The sequence below is a fragment of the Mesorhizobium sp. M4B.F.Ca.ET.058.02.1.1 genome (genome assembly GCF_003952505.1).
Taxonomy (GTDB): domain Bacteria; phylum Pseudomonadota; class Alphaproteobacteria; order Rhizobiales; family Rhizobiaceae; genus Mesorhizobium.
Genome location: NZ_CP034450.1, coordinates 2,602,724 through 2,622,758, shown reverse-complemented (window position 1 = coordinate 2,622,758; position 20,035 = coordinate 2,602,724). Strand labels below are relative to the sequence as shown.

Below are 20,035 nucleotides of genomic sequence, written 5' to 3'. Positions count from 1 at the left end.
CCGCGCGCATGGCATCGTGGGGGCGGGGTCGCATAGTGCCGCGAAAGGAGCCTGACCATGGCCCGAATTATCCCCGTGCTCGATCTCGACCGCCTCGACCAGGGCGCATCGGAACTGCGGACGTTTCTGTTCGACCTGCGCACTGCCGCCCGCGACGTCGGCTTCTTCTATCTCTCCGGCCACGGCATATCGGCTTCTGAAATCTCCGACGTGCTCGATGCCTCGCGGCGGTTCTTCGCCTTGCCGGAGGCCGACAAGCTGGCGATCGAAATGGTCAAATCCTCGCAGTTCCGCGGCTATACGCGCGCCGGCGGCGAGCTGACCAAGGGCAAGGCCGACTGGCGCGAGCAGCTCGACATCGGAGTCGAGCGGCCGACGATCGCGCAGGGGCCAGGCGTTCCGGCCTGGACGCGGCTGCAGGGGCCGAACCAGTGGCCGCACGCCCTGCCGGAGCTGAAACCGGCGCTGCTTGCCTGGCAGAGCAAGGCGACCGAGGTGGCGATCCGCCTTCTCAAGGCGTTCGCGCTCTCGCTCGACCAGCCGGAAGACGCCTTCGATGCGATCTATCGCGACGAACCCAACCATCGCATGAAGATCGTGCGCTACCCCGGCCGCGACGCCACCGGCGACGACCAGGGCGTCGGCGCCCACAAGGATGGCGGCTTCCTGACCCTGCTGCTGCAGGACGTGAACAAGGGGCTGCAAGTCGAGTACAGTGGCAATTGGGTGAATGTCGACCCGATCCCGCAGACGCTGGTGGTCAACATCGGCGAATTGCTCGAACTGGCCTCGAACGGCTATCTGCGTGCAACGGTCCATCGCGTGGTTACGCCGCCGTCCGGTGTCGAGCGCATTTCCGTGCCGTTCTTCTTCAGCGCCCGGCTTGACGCGACGATCCCGCTGCTCGACCTGCCCGAGGACCTGGCGGCGGAGGCGCGCGGTCCCGCAAGCGATCCCGACAATCCGCTGTTCCGCGACGTCGGAACCAATGTGCTGAAGAGCCGCCTGCGTTCCCACCCGGATGTGGCGCGCCGGCACTATGCCGATCTCCTGGAGACGGCAGCGGCTGGCTGAGGCCGCGGTCCTGCTTGCGCGATATTTTTTCGCGCTTCGGCTCATATTTGGAATTCTGTTCGTCGCAAACATGCCCAACAAAGCCCACATACGGCACATCGTTCGGCGTTCTCCTCCCATTGCGCCGGACGGTGTTCCCCTCTGAAGGTTTGACCTTCATTTTTGGCCGGGCCGCATTCGCGCCCGGCCTTTTTCTTTGCTGATGGGTTCTGTCAGGCGAAGGCGAGGCGGATGGTTCCGTACGGGCCGAAATCGGCGGCTATCTGGTCGCCGTGCCGGCATTCCACCGGCCGGATGAAGGAGCCAGACAGCACCACTTCTCCGGCGGAGATGCGCATGCCGTACTGATGCAGACGGTTGGCCAGCCAGGCGATTCCTTTCGCCGGATGGTCGAGCACGCCGGCGCCAAGCCCGGTCTCCTCGACCTCGCCATTGCGCGACACGATGGCGCCGATCCAGCGCAGGTCCGCCTCGCGCGGCCCGGCCGAGCGGTCGCCGACGACGATGCCGGCATTGGCGGCATTGTCGGAGATCGTGTCGAAGAAGGTGCGTATCTTGCCGCTTTCCTTGTTCATCCGCTCGATGCGGGTGTCGAGGATCTCGAGCGCGGGCGTGATGTAGTCGGTGGCGTCGAAGACGTTGTCGATCGAAATGTCGGCGCCGGCGAGTGGCGCCTTCATGACGAAAGCGATCTCCGCCTCGATGCGCGGCTGGATGAAGCGGCCGGCCGGAACCGTGCCGCCTTCCTCGAAAAACATGTCGTCGAACAGAATGCCGGAATCCGGGATGTCGATGCTGAGCGCCGATTGCATCGCCTTGGAGGTCAGGCCGATCTTCCAGCCCTTGATCGCCAGCCCCGACGCGACCTTCCGCTTCACCAGCGCCGCCTGCACCCGGTAGGCGTCGTCCATCGTCGCCTGCGGAAAGTCGAGGCTGAGCAGCCGGATCTGCCGGCGCTCGCGCTCGGCCTCGTACAGCCTCGCCGCGGCATCCTCGACCTGCGCTTCGGTCATCATCGGCCAGCTCCCTCGTCGACCACGCCGTTGCTGAGCAGGCCGATACCTTCCGCCTCGACCTCGATCACGTCGCCCGGCTTCAGCCAGATCGGCGGCTCGAAGCGGGCGCCGGCGCCGGTCGGCGTGCCGGTGACGATGATGTCGCCGGGCACCAGCGTGGTGAAGGTGGAGATGTAGGCGATGATCTTGCGGAAGGAAAAGATCATGCGGCCGGTGCGGTCCTGCTGGCGGACCTCGCCATTGACGCGGGTGGTGAGCGAGATGTCGGCGATCTGTGCCTCGTCGGTGAACGGCACCAGCCACGGGCCGATCGAACCGGAACGGTCGAAATTCTTGCCTTGCGTGACGTTGAACTTGGCGTGGCGCACCCAGTCGCGGAGCGTGCCTTCGTTGCACAGCGACAGCGCCGCGATGTGGCCGAGCGCGTCGGCCTCGGCGATGCGGCGGCCGCCTTTGCCGATGACGATGACGATCTCGCCCTCATAGTCGAGTTGCGGCGATTCCGGCGGCCGCACCAGCGACGCGCCGTGGCCGACGAAGGAACGCGGGAAGCGGATGAACAATGACGGATTCGAGGGCGCCGCCTGCCCGTCCTTGTACTCCTCGTTGCGGTCCGGATAGTTGACGCCGACGCAGATGATCTTTTCCGGGGAGGGGATCGGGATTTCATAGGCGATGTCCTCGACGTTGAAGTCGGGCGCGAAGGTGTCTGCCTCCTCGGCCAGCCGCAGCAAGGCGCCGGCCTCGATCACTTCGCGCAGCGTCGGCCATTGGCCGTGCCGCGCCGAAAGGTCGACGACGCCCTTGCCGGTGATCGCGCCATAGCGCGTCCTGCCGCCGACGGTGAAAGTGGCGAGGCGCGCCGCGCTCATGCTGAAACTCCACGGTCATCGCTGCTGGCCAACCGGAAGCGTCGAGCTCTACGGCGCCCCCCTCTGTCCTGCCGGACATCTCCCCCACGAGGGGGAGATTGGCTGGCCGCGCGGTCGGCACTCTTCTTGCAACGTTGAAAATTGGCGAAGGCAGAGATGACATCCAATCTCCCCCAAGTGGGGGAGATGTCCGGCAGGACAGAGGGGGGCGTGAAGGAACGCGACCATTGAACTAGGCCCTACGGCGCCACGATCGGCGACGCCGCCAGATCAGACGGACGCGGCTTCACGCCGGCAAACACGCTGCCTTCCTCGAACCAGCTCCTCGGCGCCGGCGCGCCCCATAGCGTCTGGCGCTGCGGATCCTTGAGGTCCCATTTGATCGGCTCCAGATCCGGATCGACCGTCTGGTAGTCCGAGCAATAGATCTCGATGCGGTGGTTGTCGGGATCGCGGATGTAGAGGAAGAAGGCGTTGGAGATGCCGTGCCGGCCGGGGCCGCGCTCGATGTTCCCGACATAGCCGGTGGTCGCCATCAAATCGAGCAGGTCGATGATGTTGAGCGGCGTCGGCACCCAGAAGGCGACGTGGTGCAGGCGCGGGCCGAGGCCGTTGGTGAAGGCGATGTCGTGCACGCCGCCCTTGCGGTGCGTCCAGGCGGCCCACAGTTTCCCGGTTTCCTCATCCTCGGTGTATTCGGTGACGCGGAAGCCGAGCTCGTTGTAGAAGGCCACCGATTGATCGACATTCGGCGAGAAGCAGTTGAAGTGGTCGATGCGCAGCGGCTTCACGCCCTTGTAGAGCGCGTATTTCTGATGGATCGGCGGCAGCCGCTCCATCTTCGAATAGAACTCGAGCGGGATGCCGTGCGGATCGCGGGTGCGGAAGGTGCGCGACTGGTAAGGGCGCTCCACCCACTCCACCGGTAGGCCCTTGCCGTCGAAGAAATGCCCGGCCTTGTCGAGGTCCTCATCGGAAAAGACCTTGAAGCCGAGGTCGCGTGCTTCCGCGACCGCGCCTTTGCGCAGCACGATGCAGTGATGGCCGCGTTCTTCCAGCGCGCGCAGGTAGATCGCGTCCTTGGTCTCGTCGGTCACCTGCAGGCCGAGCGTGTCGACATAGAACGCGCGGGACTTCGCCAGATCGGTGACGGCGAGCTCGACATGCGAAAGCCGAATGATATTGAAAGCCGGGTAGAGGTTGGGTTGGGGCAGGGGCATCTTTGGATCTCCGGTCAGCCGCCGAGCTTCTGGATGGAATGCGGCGCCGTGGCGAACGCGATGTTCTTGGTTTCCATGTAGAAATCGAATGACCAGTCGCCGCCGTCGCGGCCGATCCCCGAACTTTTCACGCCGCCGAACGGCGTCGGCAAATGCCGCACATTCTCGGAGTTCACCCAGATCATGCCGGCCTCGAGCGCGTCGGTGAAGCGGAAGGCGCGCGTGACGTCGGAGGTCCAGAGGTACCCGGTCAGGCCGTATTGGGTGTCGTTGGCCAGAGCCAGCGCCTCGGCCTCGTCCTTGAACGAGATCGCGGTCAGCACCGGCCCGAAGATCTCTTCCTGGGCGATGCGCATCTTGTTGGTGGCGCCGACAAACAGCGTCGGGCTGACATAGCAGCCGCCGCCCGGGCCGTCGAACTTGCCGCCGCCGGCGGCGACGACCGCGCCTTCCGACTTGCCGATATCGATATAGGACAGGACCTTTTCCTCATGCACCGGATGGATCAGCGGACCGACCACGGTTTCGGGATCGAGCGGATGGCCGACCCTGATGCGCTTGGCCTTCTCCGCGACCAGCGCCGTGAACTTATCGTAGATGCCTTCCTCGACCAGCAGGCGCGACGATGAGGTGCAGCGCTCGCCGTTGAGCGAATAGATCATAAAGATCGCGGCGTCGGCGGCGCGTTCGAGATCGGCGTCGGCGAAGACGATCACCGGGTTCTTGCCGCCAAGCTCGAAATGCACGCGCTTCAGCGTTTCAGCGCCTTGGCGCATGATCATCGAGCCGGTGCGGCTCTCGCCGACGAAGCCGATCGCCTTGATGTCGGGGTGTTCGGTCAGTGCGCGGCCGGCGTCTTCGCCGAAGCCGTTGACGAGGTTCCACACGCCCTTGGGCAGGCCGGCCTCCTCGGCGATCTCGACAAGCAGGCGCGCGGTCAGCGGCGACAGTTCCGCCGGCTTGTGGACGATGGTGCAGCCGGCGGCAAGCGCCGGCGCGATCTTCCAGGTCGACAGCATGAACGGCGTGTTCCACGGCGTGATCACGCCGACGGGACCGATCGGCGCCCGCGTCGTCATGTTGACCTGGTTCGGCGCGCGGATCGTCTGGCCGTCGCGGGCTTCCGGCGCGCGGTCGCCATAGAAGCGGAAGTTCTCGGCGCCACGCAATGCCGCCTTGGCCATGAACTTCAGCGACTGGCCGGTGTCCATGCACTCGACGAAGGCGATCTCCTCGGCGCGCGCGACGATGGCGTCGGCGATTTTGTGCAGCAGCTTCTTGCGGGCATCGCCCGATATCGCCGCCCATTCCTTGAAGGCGGCCTTCGCCGCCCTGGCGGCTCGGTCGATGTCGGCGGGCTTGCCGCGCGCCACCGTGGCGATCGGCTTCAGGTCGATCGGCGAGATCGTCTCATAGGTCGAGCCGTCGGCGGAGGGCACCGCCTCGCCGCCGATCTGGTTGAGCACGCCATGCTTCCTGAAGCGTTCCAGATAAGCCTCGGCCTTGCGCAGATTGTCGTCCAGTGCCGCCATGGGTCTTTCCTGTTCTCTAGCGCTCAGTCACTTGCCACGCAGCCGCGGGTGGATGGCGTTTTTCTTCCAGCTGAGTTCGGCGTCGATCTCGCGGATCTCCAGCGACAGCGCGAAATGCGGCGTCGCGAACAGCGTCGCCAGATGCTCGGACACTGCGGCAAAGATCGCTTCGCCGGCGCTCTTCTTTTCCGCCGCGCTGCGGCCCTTGCCGATACGGAAGTTCATGTCGATGAACCCGTTCTCGGGCAGGCGGTCGGCAATCGCATAGACCTCGGCGCGGAAGGCGCGCACCCGGACTGCACCTTGTTCGAACAGGCCGGTTTCGAGGATGGTCCGCGAGACCAGCTCGCAAAGCGCGCCCATGTCGACCTTCGCGTCGAGATTCGCCGAATATTCGATCGCCATATGGGGCAAAGGTTTCCTCCACCTTTTAATTAACATGTGAATTACATCTTGACGATCGAATGTCAAGCGTCGTTCTCTGTGTCCCGGCGGCGGGATTGCCGCTCCCGGTAAAATCGCGGATATAGCTGCGATCGGGGTGCTAATATTTACCGCGACTCGTACTGGATTGGATTTTTCGGAGACCTGATTTTGCTACCACCGAGCACTCGTCGCTCCCTGCCGATGGCTCTGCTTCGCGCTCGCGAGGTGATCATGGCGCATTTCCGGCCGATGCTTGCCCGCCACGACATCACCGAGCAGCAATGGCGCGTGCTGCGGGTTCTTGCCGAGACTGGGCCGCTGGAGGCCACCGAACTCGCCAACCGCGCCTCCATCCTGCCGCCAAGCCTGACCCGCATCATCAAGGCGATGGAGGAACGTGAGTTCATCACCCGCAACAAGGTCAAGGATGACGGCCGCCGCGCGCTGCTCGCCATCAGCCCGGCTGGTCTGGCGCTGATCGAGGACCTGACGCCCGAGCGCATCGCCATCTACGACGCGATCGAGAAGCGCTACGGCGCCGCCGAGCATGAGCGGCTGCTGGATATGCTGGAAAGCCTCATCCAGTCGGAGTCGACGGAACAGGGCTGAGTTTCGCGCGAGCGCCCCCTCATCCGGCCGCTTCGCGGCCACCTTCTCCCCGCTGGGGAGAAGAGACAAGCGCTGGCGCTGGCGATCTCCTCTCCCCTTGGGGAGAGGTCGGATTGCCCCGAATTGCCCTTCGCAATTCCGGTTGGCAATCCGGGTGAGGGGGCGCCGCTCCTCACCCCCCGAAACTGCCGACCGCGCTCGGCTGCATGTAGTTGCGGCCGACATAGAGCAGCGCCGCCTTGTCGCTGCCGTGGCGGATGTCGACGACGCGGCCGAACATCACATTGTGCGTGCCGACCTTGTTCACCGCGCCGATCTCGCAGTCGAAGCTGACGATGGCGTCGAGCAGCGCCGGCATGCCGGACGGCATAGTCTGCCAGCGCGCCGCATTGTAGCGCTCGGCCATGTCGCGGATCGCGCCGCCGAACTTTCCCGCCAAATGCATGTGCGACTGGGTCAGCACGTTGACGCAGAAGCGCTGGTTGGCGAGGAACAGGCCGGTCTGCGCCGAGCGCTCGTTCATGCAAACCAGCAGCGTCGGCGGATCGTCCGAAACGCTGCACATGGCGGTGGCGGTGAAGCCGCCGCGCCCGGCCGGGCCGTCCGTGGTGACGATGTTGACCGGCGCACAGACCCGCGCCATGGCGTCACGGAATTCCAGCCTCGAGACCTGCGCCTCCATGGCCGGCCTCCTCAGCTCGCCGCAGCTGAAAGCGGCGGCAGCCAGGTGTCGCCGGTCCAGCCCTTCTCGTCATAGTCGGCCATGCATTGGTCGACCAGCTCCTCCATCTGCTTCAGCCGGCCGCCGCGCTCGGCGCCCTTCAGCACCTGCAGCCGCACCTCTTCCGGCGCACCGGCATAGTTGAGCTCGTAGAGCGCGTGGCGGCCACCGAATTCGGTGCCGGTCGCGTCCCACAACAGCTTCATGATCTTGATGCGCTCGACATGGCCCATGTCGTTGGAGCCGCGCACATATTGCGCGAGGTAGCGGTCGATCTCCGGATTGTCGAAATCCCTGGCCGAGGACGGCAGGTAGATCAGCCCCGAGGCGATCACCCGGCGCACCGTGTCGATGACGCGCGGATAGGCCTCCGACATGAAGGTGCGGTAGGAGAGGGCCGCCTCGAGATTGGGCAGCACCGCGCCGCTGGCCCACGGGATCGGGTTGTGTGCCATGGCGTTGGAAAAGCTCCAGAACATGTGGCGCAGCGCGATCACCTCGCCGAGTGCTGCCTGGTTGCCGCGGAAGGCATCGCCGCCTGTAGCGCGCAGCGCCTTGGCGAGCAGGCCGCAGAGGAAGTCGAGCTTGACGGCGAAGCGCGTGCAGCCCTGGAAGCAGTAGCCGTGCATGAAGCCCGACGCCGGATGGAAGGACAGGATCTTCTGCGCGTCGCGCAGCACCAGCACGTCCTCCCAAGGGATGAAGACGTTGTCCAGCACCAGGATCGCGTCGTTCTCGTCGAAGCGCGACGACAAGGGATAGTCGAAAGGCTGGCCGGTCGTGTTCGCCGTCTGCTCATAGGAGACGCGGCAGAACATCTTTATCCCCGGCGCGTTCATCGGCACGATGAACATCACTGACAGCGATGGGTCCTCGGTGACCGTCGCCGAGCTTTGCGCCAGGAAATTGTAGTGGGTCAGCGCCGACGACGTCGCCACCACCTTGGCGCCCGACACCCAGATGCCGGCATCGTTCTCCTTGGTGATGTGCACGAACACGTCCTTCACGGCCTCGGCCGGCTTGTGGCGGTCGATCGGCGGATTGACGATGGCGTGGTTCATAAACAGGACCGCTTCCTGGGCGCGTTTGTGCCAGGCGAGCGCATTGTCCTTGAACGGGCCGTACCATTCGGCATTGGCGCCGAGCGTGTTCATCAGCGCCGCCTTGTAATCGGGCGTGCGCCCCATCCAGCCATAGGACATGCGCGACCAGTCGGCGATCGCGGTCTGCTGCTGGGCAAGCTCGGCGGCGGAATGGGCGACGCGGAAATATTTATGCGTATAGCCGCCCGAGCCGGTATCGGTCGGCGCGGTCAGCGCCGCCTGCCGGTTGGGGTCGTGCAAGGCGTCATAGAGGCGGGCCAGCGAACGCGCCGAATTGCGCATCGCCGGATGGCTGGTGACATCGGCGACCCGCTCGCCATTGATATACACCTCGCGCCCGTCGCGCAGGCTCGCGAGATATTCGGCGCCTGTGAACGGCCGTTTCGTGTCGGCCTGGAAATCTTCCGATCGCATCATGATCCTCCCTTTGATTGGTGGAGAGTAGCCGCAAGCCGCGCGATGGTTTATGGACGAAAGCGATAAATCACTTGGACTTTTTCGGGCCGCCATGAGCCAGACCGCCATTCCCGAATTCTTCGTCTACGGCGAGCCGGCACGGGCGCTCGACGTCGGTTTCCTGCATGTCGAGACGGTGCAGGCGCGCGCTTCCGTGCATCGCGGCCAGGTTCTGGCGCACAAACATCCGCAAATGGCGCAGATCACCTTCTGGACGGGTGGCAGCGGCACCTATCGGATCGAGGACAAGACCTGGAGTTTTTCCGCTCCCACCGTGAGCTTCATGCCGAGCGGCGTGGTCCATGGCTTCGACATCGAACCAGGCACCGATGCCATCGTCGTCTCGGTCGCCGATGCGGCGCTCGCATCCATCGCCGAGCAGTCCGCGCTGCCGCTCGACCAGCCGGTTTTCGTCACGGGGCGCGGCGAGGGCGCGCTGTGGGAGAGGTTGGGTAATACGGTCAGGATGATCCAGGCGGAATATGCCGACAGGCTGCCCGGCGTGGAAAGAATCCTGCCGCCGCTGATCGCGGTGGCGCTGTCCGGCATCGCCCGCCTCGATGCGCAATCGCAAGCGGTGACGGTGCCGGCGGCGGTGGCGCTCGGCGGCCGGCTGCGGCGCCTGATCGACCGCCATTTTCGCGACGACTGGCCGGTCGAGCGCTATGTCGAGGAACTCGGCACCACCCGCCACCTGCTCGACAAGGCCGCGCGCCAGGTGCTGGGCGCAGGCGTGCGGCAGGCTATCGGCGACCGGCGCTTGATCGAAGCCAAGCGCCTACTGCTCTTCACCATACGCACGGTCGAGGACATCGCCTACGAGACCGGCTTCAACGACCCCGCCTATTTCTCGCGCTTCTTTCGGCAGGGGGTTGGCTTGCCGCCGGCGACGTGGCGGAGACAAAGAGTGAGTAGTGAGTAGTAGGTAGTAAACGGAGCGAGGATTGAACAAATGTTCGAGCCGAAATTCTACTCATACTCACTACTCACTACTCACTACTCACTTACTCACGCCGCAGCAGACAACCCGGCATCCAGCGCCTCGCCGATCTTCGCCACATCGGCCGCCGAGATGACCAGCGGCGGCGACAGGATGACGGTGTTGCCGGAGACGCGCAGCATGACGCCGGCCTGGTAGGCGGCATCGGCCACCACGGCCAATGTCTTCTTGTCGGCCGGCTTCTTGGCGGCGCGGTCCGAGACGAGCTCTAGCGCCGCCATCAGGCCCTGGTAGCGGACATCGCCGACCAAAGCGTGCTTCGCCTTCAGCGCTTCCAGAACCTTGCCGAGCTCGACGCCGCGCGCCGCCGCGTTCTCGTTGACGGCAAGCCGTTTTGTCTCGGCGAGCGCCGCCAGCCCGGCCGCGCAGCCGACCGGATGGCCGGAATAGGTGTAGCCGTGGCCGATGGCACCGAAGCTCGTCTTGTCGGCCTCGAACGCGTCGGCGACCTTGGCGCCGATCAGAGTCGCGCCGAGCGGGAAGTAGCCGGACGTGATCGCCTTGGCGATGGTCATGAAATCGGGCTTCACGCCGGAGAGCCGTGAGCCGGACCACGCACCGGTGCGGCCGAAGCCGGTCACCACCTCGTCTGCGATCAGAAGGATGTCGTGACGGTCGCAGATCGCCCGCACCAGCGGCATGAAACTTTCATGCGGAACGATTACGCCGCCGGCGCCGAGCACCGGCTCCAAGATGAAGGCGGCGATGGTGTCGGCGCCCTGGAAGGCGATCTCGTCCTCGATCGCCCGGGCGCAGAGCTTGGCCAGCTTCGCCGGGTCGGTCTCGTCGAACGGGTTGCGGTAGGTCCATGGCGCCGGGGTGTGGAAGACGCCGGGCAAGAGCGGCTCGTAGTTGCGGCGGAAATTGGCGTTGCCGTTGACCGAGGCGCCGCCGAAATGCGTGCCGTGATAGCCCTTCTTCAGCGCCAGGAACTTCGTCCGGTCGCCCTGGCCGCGGATCTTCCAATATTGGCGCGCGAGCCGCAGCGCCGTCTCGACCGAATCCGATCCGCCCGAGGTGAAGAAGGCACGCACCATGCCCTCCGGGGCGAACCAGTCGGTGAGCTCGTAGGCAAGCTCGATCGACGGTCCTGTCGAGGTGCCGCGAAAGCCGGAATAATAGGGGAGCGCATCGAGCTGCGCGGCCATCGCCTTCTTGATCGGGTCGCAGCTGTAACCGAGGTTGACGTTCCACAAGCCGCCGACCGCATCGAGTACGGTGCGGCCGTCGGCATCGGTCACCGAGACGCCGTCGCCCTTCATGATGATCTTCGGCGGCGTCGCCCGCATCTCGGCCGGATGCGCCATCGGATGCCAGATCGGCTTGGCGTTGTTCTCGGTGAGGAAGTTGATGTCACGCATCGGTGGGAACTCCGGTTTCCAATTGGGGGAGGGCGAGGCCGAAATGGCCGAGCGCCTCGGCATAGCTTCGCGCCGGCTGGGCGACGTCGAAATGCACGGTCAGCATGCCGGCGGCGGTGGCGCCGTCGATGTTGCGCTGCTGGTCGTCGACGAAGACGCATTCGCCAAGCGGCAGCTCCAGCGCCTCGCCGACCATCGCATAGGCCAGGCGATCGGGCTTGAGGACGTTGGTATAAGTCGCGTCGACTATGGCCTCGAACAGCGAGAGCAGCGGCAGCCGCTGGCGGAACTGCGTGCCGTAGAACAGGTCGAGCTCGTTGGAGAGGATGGCCAGCCTGATGCCGGCCGCGTGCGCCGTCCGGATCGCCCGTTCTGCCTCGGGCCGGATTACGGCCTGCGGGTCGGCGCCGCGCGCCCGCTGCACGAAGGTCGACATGTCGCGCCAGTCCTCGCCGACCAGCTGGCCGACCTCCCGCGTGCGCGTCCTCCAGTAGTCGCGCTCGCTGATCTCGTCCGCCTGCATGGCCCGCCACAAAGGATCGGAGGCCGGGTCGAACGGGCCGCGCCAGGCAAGCGTGCCCGGCGCCAGACCCAGCGCGCGCTCAGTCAGCGCATGCGTCTCGAACAGCGTGCGGGTGACTACGCCGCCGAAATCGAGCACCATCGCCTTTGGCAGCGACCCGCTCATGCGGCTTGCCTGCGGCCCGGCGGTACTATGCCGTCGGCGACCCAGCGGTCGAAGATCTCCAGCGCCTTGGCGCAGAAGGCGGCGTCATTGATGTGTCCGGCGATCTCGTGCAGCTCGGCATTGGCAGGCACGCTGGCACGCATCTCCTCGACGAAGGCCGACAGCGCCTCTGGGTCATGCAGCGGCTCGCCTTCCTGGTCCCATTGCTGGATGCCGCCGGCGGGCAGGATGAAGGCGGTCGGGCCGGTCGCCGCGGCGAGCTTCTCCCCGATGGCGCGCGCGATCTCCTTGCGGGTCGAGGCGTCCGAGGTCACCGAGGCGAGCAGCCGGTTGTGCGCATGGTAGGGCCGCTCGATGAAACGCGAGGGCACCGTTTGCCAGGTCGGGAAATCCACCATGTCGACGGCGCCGGGCGCGACGATCTGCGGGATGCCCTGCCGGCCCGCATTCTCCAGCCGGTCGGTGCCGGAATTCACCACCGAGCCGGTGAGCTGGTTGGCGAGTTCCTGCAGGCTGAAATCCATCACCGCGACAAAACCCTTTTGCGCCGCGATCGCCTCCAGCGCCCGTCCGCCCATGCCGGTGGTGTGGAAGACGATCACCTCGTAGCCGCGCTTTTCCAGCTCCGGCTTCAGCCTCACCATATAGTGCAGGCAGCTTTTGCCGAGCGAGCTCATGCCGATCCGCGGCTTTGCCGCGTCCGGCTTGACGACGGCCTGCGCGGCACCCACCACCGCGCCGCAGGCCTGCGACAGCACCGCCTTGCAGGCGCTGTTGAGGCCATAGAGCCCGCCGGCCCAAAGGATCATCATCAGGTCTGTGGCGATCCGCTCGGGCGGCAGAAGATGCGAATAGGCGATCGTCGAGACGACGAATTTCGGCACGCCGAGCGGCAGCGCCAGCGCCACGTCGAGCGCAAGGTCGGTGCCCATCGAGCCGCCGAGCGCGATGACGCCGTCGATCTCGCTTTTGTCGTGGAGCGCGCGCGCCAGCCGCGAGGCGCCGAGCGCCATCAGCGTCATCGCCGAATTCTCGTCGCCGCTGGCGATGATCGCCTCGATCGTCGTGTCGGCGGCCTTTGCCACCGCGTGCCTGTCATAGGCCGGCCGGTAGGGCGGGTCGCCGAGCACGCTGACGTCCATCATCACGGCGACGCCGCCGACCGCCTCGATGCGCTCGCGCATGAACAGAAGCTCGTCGGCTTTGGTGTCGCCGGTGCCGATAACCAGGATACGGCGTGTCTCCTCCACAGTCGGTTCTCCCTGCAATGTCGTTGTTGTCATGCCCGCTTGCGGCCCGGCAGCCTGCCGAAAAGCCGCTCGCTGATGCCGCGCGCCGCCGCGGCGACGCTGGCGCCGTGACGCTCGATGTCGCCCTTCTGGATCCGCACCCTTGGTGCCGCGACCGCGACGGTGCCGATGGCGAAACCGTCGGCGCCGAGGATCGGTGCCGCGACGCTGAGCACGCCTTCCTCATAGCCTTGCGAGCCGGTCGAATGGCCGCGCGCGCGGGCGGCGGCGATATGTTCGGCGAGCGTTTCGGCGTCGCCGATCGTGTAGGGCGTGAAGGCCGGCAGCGGTCCCGCGAGGACGCCGGCGCGGACATGCTCCTCGGTGAACGCCAGGAAGGCAATTCCGGACGCCGTCGCATGCATCGGCAGCACCTCGCCAAGTTGCACGCTGACGCGGTTGGCCTTGGCCGACTCGATGACATGGACCGAAATCAGGCCGCGCTTTGAATATTCCGACAAATGCACGGTCTCGCCGGTCTCGGCCGCCAGCTGCTCGACCACCGGCACCGCCATGCGCAGGAACGGAAACTGCGCCTCGCGCATCAGCGCCAGCCGCGCGATGCCGGCGCCCAGCCGGTAGAGCCGCGTGGCTTCGTCCTGCTCCACCAGCCCGTGCTCGATGAGCGAGACCAGTAGCCGCCGCGTCGTCGCCTTGTCGAAACCGGCGCGCCTGGCAAGGTCGGCAAGCGCCGTCTCGGGCGCGCTGCGGCCGAGCATTTCCAGCAGCGAAATGGCTTTGCTCACCGTGCCCATCCCGGTCTGATCCTCCATCAGATACTTAACGTGCGAATTAACTTGACAGCAAGTCGATTCCTTTGCAAGTCTATATTCGAAATGCTGTTGCAAATAGTGAAACGTTGATGGCCCAGCAGAAGGCCCGGCATTTCAGGGACACTTGGTTTCCGCAAGCGCGGATCTGGAGGGAAAGATGACGACAATTGAAGCCGGCGAACTGAACCGGCTGAGGAAGAACAGCCTTGGCGTTGGCGCCATCACCTTCATGGTGATCTCGGCCGCGGCGCCGCTCACGGCTGTGGCGGGTGGCACGCCGCTTGGCATGCTGATGGGCAACGGCGCCGGTTTTGCCGGCACCTATCTCATCGTGACGGTTCTGCTGCTGTTGTTCGCGGTGGGCTACGTCGCCATGTCGCGTCACGTCGGCAATGCGGGAGCTTTCTATGCCTACGCGGCGCGCGGGCTCGGCGGCCTCGCCGGCGGCGCGACGGCGCTGATTGCCATCCTGTCCTACAACGCCATGCAGATCGGTGTCATGGGCTTGCTTGGCGCCGCGACCGCCGGCCTGTTCGCCGGTTGGGGCATCGCTTTGCCCTGGTGGGTGTGGAGCTTCATCGCCATCGCCATAGTCGCCGTGCTCGGTTACCGCCAGGTCGACCTGTCGGCCAAGATCCTGACCGTGCTCGTGCTTGCCGAATATGTCGTGGTGCTGATCCTCGACCTGACGATCCTCAGGACCGGCGGCGACAGCGGCCTGTCGGCGGCACCGTTCAGCTGGAGCCAGATCACGAGCGGCGCGCCGGCGATCGCCATCCTGTTCTGCTTCGCCGCCTTCATCGGCTTCGAGGCGACCACCATCTATGCCGAGGAGGCGCGCGACCCCAAGGTCACCATTCCGCGCGCCACCTATTTCTCCGTCATCCTGATCGGCCTGTTCTACATGGTCACCGCCTGGCTGATGGCGGTCGGCGCCGGTGTCGACAAGCTGCTGCCAGCCTTGCAGGGCCTGCAGGATCCGACCACCTTCCTGTTCGGCCTGTCCGATCGCTATGCCGGCACGCCGCTCACCCACGCCATGAGCATCTTGTTCGTGTCGAGCCTGTTCGCTGGCGTGCTGGCCTTCCACAACGCGGTCGCCCGCTACATCTATGTTGCGGGCCGTGAGAAGCTGCTGCCACAGACCATCGGCGTGACCCATTCGGCGCACCAGAGCCCGCATGTCGCCTCGGTCATCCAGACCGTGCTTGCCGCTGTTGTCGTCGGGCTCTTCGCCGTGCTCGGGCTCGACCCGGTGCTGGCGCTGTTTTCGTGGCTGACCAATGTCGCGACGCTCGGCGTCATCGTGATGATGGCCGTGGCCTCGCTGGCCGTGGTGATGTACTTCCGCGCCAATCCGTCCGCCCAGGAAAACGCGCTGAAGACCACCGTGCTGCCGGGGCTGACCTTCATCGCCTTCGTCATCATCATCTACCTGATCGTCATCAATTTCGGCAGCCTGTCGGGCGCTGGCGGCTTCCTCGGCGTGTTCCTGCCGTCCCTGGTGCTGATCGCCGCCGTGGTCGGCCTGTTGCTGGCGAGTGCATTGAAGGGCCGCGATCCAGTCGCCTTCGAAAATCTCGGAGTGCCTTTGAAGGACTGAAAGAAGTCAGGGGCGGCGGCTGACGCCGCCCCTTCCATCGCAGAGGGAGTGACGGCATTGAGCTTTGCCGACGAGATCACCGTCGAGGCGCTGGAAGCCGATCCTTACCCGATCTATGCCGAGCTCAGGCGCAGCGCCCCGGTCGCCTATGTGCCGGCGGTCAACCTCTGGTTCGTCACCCGCTGGAAGGATGTCGAGACCGTCGCCAAGTCGCCCGACATCTTCTCGGCGGTGGTCGGCACGTCGCCGGTCGAACGCTCCTTCGGCAAGCCGACCATCCTGACCACCGACGGCGAGACGCACAAAGACCTTCGCCAGGGCGTCGATCCAAAATATCGGCCGCGCACCGTCGCCTCCTATGCCGGCGACCTCGTGCGCTCGATCGCCGGGCCCTTTCTCGACCAGATCGCCGAACAGGGCACGGCGGAACTGATGGCAGACTATTTCGAGCCGGTGTCGACACTCAGCCTGGCGCGCTCGCTCGGCCTCGACGACATCGACATGCCGACCCTGCGGCGCTGGTTCTATGGCCTCGCCCAGGGCGCCATCAATTTCGAGAACGACCCGAAGCGGCAGGAGGTCGCCGATGCGATCAGCGCCGAGGTCGGCGCCGCCATCCTGCCGACGCTTGAGCGGCTCGCCCGCGAGCCCGACGACTCGGCGCTTTCGCACATGCTGCATGACGGCATGACGGAGGGGAAAACCCGTGCGATCGATTTCCTGATGCCGAGCATCAAGATCATCCTGCTCGGCGGCATGCAGGAGCCCGGCCATGGCGCCGGCTCGATCCTTGCCGGCCTGCTCGCCCATCCCGAACAGCTGCGGCAGGTGCTCGACGACCCCGAGACGTTCGTGCCGAGGGCGGTCGACGAGGGCCTGCGCTGGGTGGCGCCGATCGGCACCCAGACACGCCAGACGATGCGCGCGGTGGAGATCGGCGGAACCGTGATCCCCGCCGGCGCGCCGGTCGCTGCACTCGTCTCCTCGGCCAGCCGCGACGAAAGCCGCTTCACCGATCCCGATCGTTTCGACATCCATCGCGACGAAGGCAACCACGCCGCCTTCGGCTTCGGCCATCATTTCTGTTCCGGCCGCTTTTTCGCGCGCGAGCAGATGTGCCTGGCGGTACGGTTGTTGCTCGAGCGCTTCCCCGACCTGAAACTGGTGCCCGGGAAGCAACCGGTGTTCCGCGGCTGGGAGTTCCGCGCGCCTACCACCCTCAATGTTGCCTTCGGAGGCGCTGCCCAATGATCAGCCAGAGCACCATCGACACGCTGCGCAAGACCGAGGTCGGCGCGCGCAACCTGTTCATCGATGGCGTCCAGACGGCGGGCGCGACTGGCGCCACCTTGCCGGTGATCTCGCCGATCGACGGACGCCCATTCGCCAGCATCGCCGACGGCAATGCCGCCGATGTGGATCGCGCGGTGCTCGCTGCCCGCAAGGCCTTCGAGAAAGGTTCCTGGTCGCGCGCGGCTCCCGCCTTTCGCAAGAAGGTGCTGACGAAGCTCGCCGAACTGGTCGAGAGGCACGCCGACGAACTCGCCGTGCTCGGCGTGCGCGACAACGGCACCGAGATCGGCATGGCCTACAAGGCCGAGCCGGTGTCGGCGGCCGGCACCATCCGCTACTACGCCGAGGCGATCGACAAGATCTATGGCGAGATCGCGCCGACTGCCGACAATGTGCTGGGCCTGATCCACAAGGAACCGCTCGGCGTCGTAGGCGTCATCGTGCCGTGGAATTTCCCGCTGATGATTGGCGCCTGGAAGATCGCGCCGGCGCTCGCCGCCGGCAACTCGATCGTCGTCAAGCCGCCGGAAATCGCCTCGCTGACCCTGCTGCGGCTGGCCGAGCTTGCTGCCGAGGCCGGGTTGCCGGAAGGCGTTTTCAACGTCGTCACCGGCCGCGGCGCGGTGGCCGGCGAGGCGCTCGGCCTGCACATGGATGTTGACGCCATTGCCTTCACCGGTTCCGGTCCGGTCGGCCGCCGCCTGCTCGACTATTCGGCGCGCTCCAATTTGAAGCGCGTCTTCCTCGAGCTCGGCGGCAAGTCGCCCAACATCGTCTTTGCCGACGCGCCGGACCTCAGCCAAGCGGCCGTCGTGTCGGCCAATGGCATCTTCCGCAATTCCGGGCAGGTCTGCGTCGCCGGTTCCCGCCTGCTCGTCCAGGCGTCGATCTACGACCGCTTCATGGACGAGCTCCTCAAGGCGACCACGAAGCTGAAAGTCGGCGATCCGCTCGATCTCGGCAGCGATATCGGCGCGGTGTCGAGCGCCGAGCAGTTGACCAAGAATCTCAACTTCGTCGCCAAGGCGGCGGAGGAGGGCGCCCGCCTCGTCACCGGCGGTGAGCGCATCCTGACCGAGACCGGCGGCAGCTATATGGCGCCGACCATCTTCGAGAACGTGACCGAAAAGATGCAGCTCGCTCGCGAGGAGGTGTTCGGCCCCGTGCTCGGCGTCATGCGCTTCGATACCGAGGAGGAAGCTGTGAGCCTCGCCAATGCGACCGTCTACGGCCTGGCCTCCGCCGTGTGGACCTCGAACCTGTCGACGGCGCACCGCATGGTGCGCGCCATCAATGCCGGCGTCGTCCACGTCAACACCTATGGCGGCGCCGACATCACCGTGCCGCTCGGCGGCGTCAAGCAGTCCGGCTTCGGTCGCGACAAGTCGCTGCACGCCATCGACAAATACACCGACCTTAAGACGGCATGGATCGCGCTCGGCTGACGGCGGTCTAACGCTGCTGGATCAGCGTCCGCGCCGCATCCGCGCCCGCGGCAAGGATGCGATCCGACAGGTCCGTCCCCTGTACGGCGCGGGCCAGTTGCAGCGCGCCGATGAGCGTCGCGAACACACCCAGCGCCACGCCTTCCGGATCCTTGCCCTGCGGCAGCGCTGCGGCAACTTTCAGCACCTGTGACAGGAAGCGCTCGGTATAGACCTCGCGCGTTTCCGGCGGCTGGCGCGCGATCTCGGGCAACAGCGCCGCGGAGGCGCAGCCCTTTTCCGGATTGTCCCGATGCTCGGCCGACAGATACGCTTCTATGGCCTTTTCCGGGCCGCCCGAAGCCAACAATTCCTGAATTTGCCGCGACTGGGCATCCAGCGCCGCGGCCACGCTTTCGCGGACAAGCTCCGCCTTCGATTGAAAGTGCGGGTAGAAGGCCCCGTTCGTAAGCCCGGCGTCGCTCATGATGGTCGCCAGTCCGGACGCAGCGATGCCGTCGCTTCTAAAGCGTTCGGCGGCGACTTCCATGATCCGGCCGCGTGAGGCGTCCTTGCGGCCCTTTTCATAGCGCATGGCTGTACGTCCTTTCCGCTATTGCATTATGGTCATAATATTATATTATAGGCGTAATTTAATTGGCCGGAAAGACCGGCCTTGGCGATTTTGGAGCATGACATGAATGCGAATTCCGGAAAGACCGCTGTTGTGACCGGAGCCTCCTCGGGCATCGGCCGCGCCAGCGCCCAGGCCTTGGCGCGGGCGGGATTTACCGTCTTCGGGACAAGCCGCCGCGCGGCCGGCAACGGCCCGGACGGGGTAACCATGCTGGCCTGCGACGTAACCGATGGCGAGGCCATCACCGCACTCGTCTCGACGGTGCTCTCGCGTACCGGCCGGATCGATGTGCTGGTCAACAATGCCGGCGTCGGCATGATTGGCGGCGCCGAGGAATTCTCGATCGCGCAGGTACAGGCACTGTTCGACGTCAATCTGTTTGGCGCCGTGCGCATGACCAACGCGGTATTGCCGTCGATGCGGCGGCATGGCGAAGGGCGCATCATCAACATCGGCTCGATATTGGGTCTCGTGCCGGCGCCGTATTCGGCCCACTATTCGGCGGCCAAGCACGCGATCGAGGGCTATTCGGAATCGCTCGATCACGAGGTTCGTGCCTTCAACATTCGCGTCTCCGTCATCGAGCCGGCATTCGTGCGCACCGTCTTCGACCAGAACGGGATCGAGCCGGATTCCCTGTTGCAGGAATATGATCGGGCGCGCGCCGGAGTCGACGCCCTGCTTCGCGATGTGATGCCGAAGGCCGACCGGCCGGAAGTGGTGGCGGATGTGGTCGTCAAGGCCGCGACCGATGCCCGTCCGCGGCGGCGCTACACCGCCGGCAAGGCCGCGCGGCAGGTCAACATGCTGCGCCGCTTTGTCCCCGCCGAGATGTTCGACAAGAGCTTGCGCAAGCAGTTCCGCTTGCCGGTCTGAACAGGCGCAGGGCAGGGGGATTCTCACCGTGCGGCACACCAAAACCACTTTCAGGAAGTTAC

The 20,035-nt window shown here is 65.6% G+C and carries 19 protein-coding genes; 7 read left to right on the top strand and 12 right to left on the bottom strand.

All coding sequences use genetic code 11. From position 1 onward, the window contains the following. The first annotated feature begins 57 nt into the window (after positions 1-57). Positions 58-1,074 carry an isopenicillin N synthase family oxygenase gene (locus EJ073_RS13150; RefSeq protein ID WP_126056117.1) on the top strand — a complete coding sequence of 339 codons (1,017 nt, stop codon included), beginning with the start codon at positions 58-60 and terminating at the stop codon, positions 1,072-1,074. 212 nt (positions 1,075-1,286) lie between these two features. Here the strand turns inward: EJ073_RS13150 and hpaH are convergent, their stop codons facing one another. The 5 genes from hpaH to EJ073_RS13125 all read right to left on the bottom strand — a co-directional run bounded on the left by hpaH (position 1,287) and on the right by EJ073_RS13125 (position 6,128). Then, positions 1,287-2,090: a 2-oxo-hept-4-ene-1,7-dioate hydratase gene (gene hpaH, locus EJ073_RS13145; RefSeq protein ID WP_189347379.1), complete on the bottom strand. Its 804-nt coding sequence runs from the start codon at positions 2,088-2,090 to the stop codon at positions 1,287-1,289. After that, positions 2,087-2,962, bottom strand: coding sequence for a fumarylacetoacetate hydrolase family protein (locus EJ073_RS13140; protein WP_126056116.1), 876 nt, complete (start codon positions 2,960-2,962; stop codon positions 2,087-2,089). Before EJ073_RS13140 ends, hpaH begins: the two co-directional genes overlap by 4 nt. A 239-nt stretch (positions 2,963-3,201) precedes the next feature. After that, positions 3,202-4,182, bottom strand: a complete 981-nt coding sequence (hpaD, locus tag EJ073_RS13135) for a 3,4-dihydroxyphenylacetate 2,3-dioxygenase (RefSeq protein ID WP_126056115.1) — start codon at positions 4,180-4,182, stop codon at positions 3,202-3,204. Between the two features lie 14 nt (positions 4,183-4,196). Then, complete coding sequence (gene hpaE / locus EJ073_RS13130) at positions 4,197-5,714, bottom strand: 5-carboxymethyl-2-hydroxymuconate semialdehyde dehydrogenase (RefSeq protein WP_126056114.1); 1,518 nt, start codon at positions 5,712-5,714, stop codon at positions 4,197-4,199. Positions 5,715-5,741: 27 nt separating this feature from the next. After that, positions 5,742-6,128 carry a 5-carboxymethyl-2-hydroxymuconate Delta-isomerase gene (locus tag EJ073_RS13125; RefSeq protein WP_126056113.1) on the bottom strand — a complete coding sequence of 129 codons (387 nt, stop codon included), beginning with the start codon at positions 6,126-6,128 and terminating at the stop codon, positions 5,742-5,744. A gap of 213 nt (positions 6,129-6,341) precedes the next feature. Here EJ073_RS13125 and hpaR point away from each other — a divergent pair, with 213 nt between their 5' ends. Continuing rightward, positions 6,342-6,749, top strand: coding sequence for a homoprotocatechuate degradation operon regulator HpaR (gene hpaR, locus EJ073_RS13120; protein WP_245455560.1), 408 nt, complete (start codon positions 6,342-6,344; stop codon positions 6,747-6,749). A gap of 172 nt (positions 6,750-6,921) precedes the next feature. On the opposite strand, the gene EJ073_RS13115 is transcribed toward hpaR, so the two are convergent. Both EJ073_RS13115 and EJ073_RS13110 read right to left on the bottom strand, forming a co-directional pair. Further along, a complete protein-coding gene (locus EJ073_RS13115; RefSeq protein WP_126056111.1) occupies positions 6,922-7,431 on the bottom strand; it encodes a flavin reductase in 510 nt (169 codons plus the stop codon). A gap of 11 nt (positions 7,432-7,442) precedes the next feature. After that, positions 7,443-8,987 carry a 4-hydroxyphenylacetate 3-hydroxylase N-terminal domain-containing protein gene (locus tag EJ073_RS13110; RefSeq protein WP_126059202.1) on the bottom strand — a complete coding sequence of 515 codons (1,545 nt, stop codon included), beginning with the start codon at positions 8,985-8,987 and terminating at the stop codon, positions 7,443-7,445. A 94-nt stretch (positions 8,988-9,081) separates the two neighbouring features. Here EJ073_RS13110 and EJ073_RS13105 point away from each other — a divergent pair, with 94 nt between their 5' ends. Beyond that, positions 9,082-9,951, top strand: coding sequence for a helix-turn-helix domain-containing protein (locus EJ073_RS13105; RefSeq protein WP_126056110.1), 870 nt, complete (start codon positions 9,082-9,084; stop codon positions 9,949-9,951). 86 nt (positions 9,952-10,037) lie between these two features. Here the strand turns inward: EJ073_RS13105 and EJ073_RS13100 are convergent, their stop codons facing one another. From EJ073_RS13100 to EJ073_RS13085, 4 genes are read right to left on the bottom strand one after another with little or no spacing between them, the layout of a single operon-like run. Then, on the bottom strand, positions 10,038-11,390 hold the full coding sequence (locus EJ073_RS13100) for an aminotransferase class III-fold pyridoxal phosphate-dependent enzyme (protein WP_126056109.1): 1,353 nt from the start codon (positions 11,388-11,390) through the stop codon (positions 10,038-10,040). After that, the gene (locus EJ073_RS13095) at positions 11,383-12,066 is read right to left on the bottom strand and encodes an HAD-IA family hydrolase (RefSeq protein ID WP_189347381.1); all 684 of its coding nucleotides are present in this window, start codon (positions 12,064-12,066) and stop codon (positions 11,383-11,385) included. Before EJ073_RS13095 ends, EJ073_RS13100 begins: the two co-directional genes overlap by 8 nt. An 8-nt stretch (positions 12,067-12,074) precedes the next feature. Beyond that, positions 12,075-13,361, bottom strand: coding sequence for a Tm-1-like ATP-binding domain-containing protein (locus tag EJ073_RS13090; protein ID WP_126056107.1), 1,287 nt, complete (start codon positions 13,359-13,361; stop codon positions 12,075-12,077). Continuing rightward, positions 13,358-14,122 carry an IclR family transcriptional regulator gene (locus EJ073_RS13085; protein WP_126059201.1) on the bottom strand — a complete coding sequence of 255 codons (765 nt, stop codon included), beginning with the start codon at positions 14,120-14,122 and terminating at the stop codon, positions 13,358-13,360. Before EJ073_RS13085 ends, EJ073_RS13090 begins: the two co-directional genes overlap by 4 nt. Positions 14,123-14,297: 175 nt before the next feature. On the opposite strand from EJ073_RS13085, the gene EJ073_RS13080 reads away from it, so the two are divergent. The 3 genes from EJ073_RS13080 to EJ073_RS13070 are packed head-to-tail and all read left to right on the top strand — an operon-like array spanning position 14,298 to position 18,481. Beyond that, a complete protein-coding gene (locus EJ073_RS13080; RefSeq protein ID WP_126056106.1) occupies positions 14,298-15,743 on the top strand; it encodes an APC family permease in 1,446 nt (481 codons plus the stop codon). A gap of 57 nt (positions 15,744-15,800) precedes the next feature. Next, a complete protein-coding gene (locus EJ073_RS13075; protein ID WP_126056105.1) occupies positions 15,801-16,994 on the top strand; it encodes a cytochrome P450 in 1,194 nt (397 codons plus the stop codon). After that, positions 16,991-18,481: an aldehyde dehydrogenase gene (locus EJ073_RS13070; protein WP_126056104.1), complete on the top strand. Its 1,491-nt coding sequence runs from the start codon at positions 16,991-16,993 to the stop codon at positions 18,479-18,481. The genes EJ073_RS13075 and EJ073_RS13070 overlap by 4 nt, the downstream gene beginning before the upstream one ends. A 7-nt stretch (positions 18,482-18,488) precedes the next feature. Here the strand turns inward: EJ073_RS13070 and EJ073_RS13065 are convergent, their stop codons facing one another. Next, the gene (locus EJ073_RS13065; protein WP_126056103.1) at positions 18,489-19,055 is read right to left on the bottom strand and encodes a TetR/AcrR family transcriptional regulator; all 567 of its coding nucleotides are present in this window, start codon (positions 19,053-19,055) and stop codon (positions 18,489-18,491) included. Positions 19,056-19,157: 102 nt separating this feature from the next. Between EJ073_RS13065 and EJ073_RS13060 the strand changes: the two genes are divergently transcribed. After that, entirely contained in the window at positions 19,158-19,973 is an 816-nt protein-coding gene (locus EJ073_RS13060; protein ID WP_126056102.1) for an oxidoreductase, read from the top strand. Positions 19,974-20,035 lie beyond the last annotated feature (62 nt).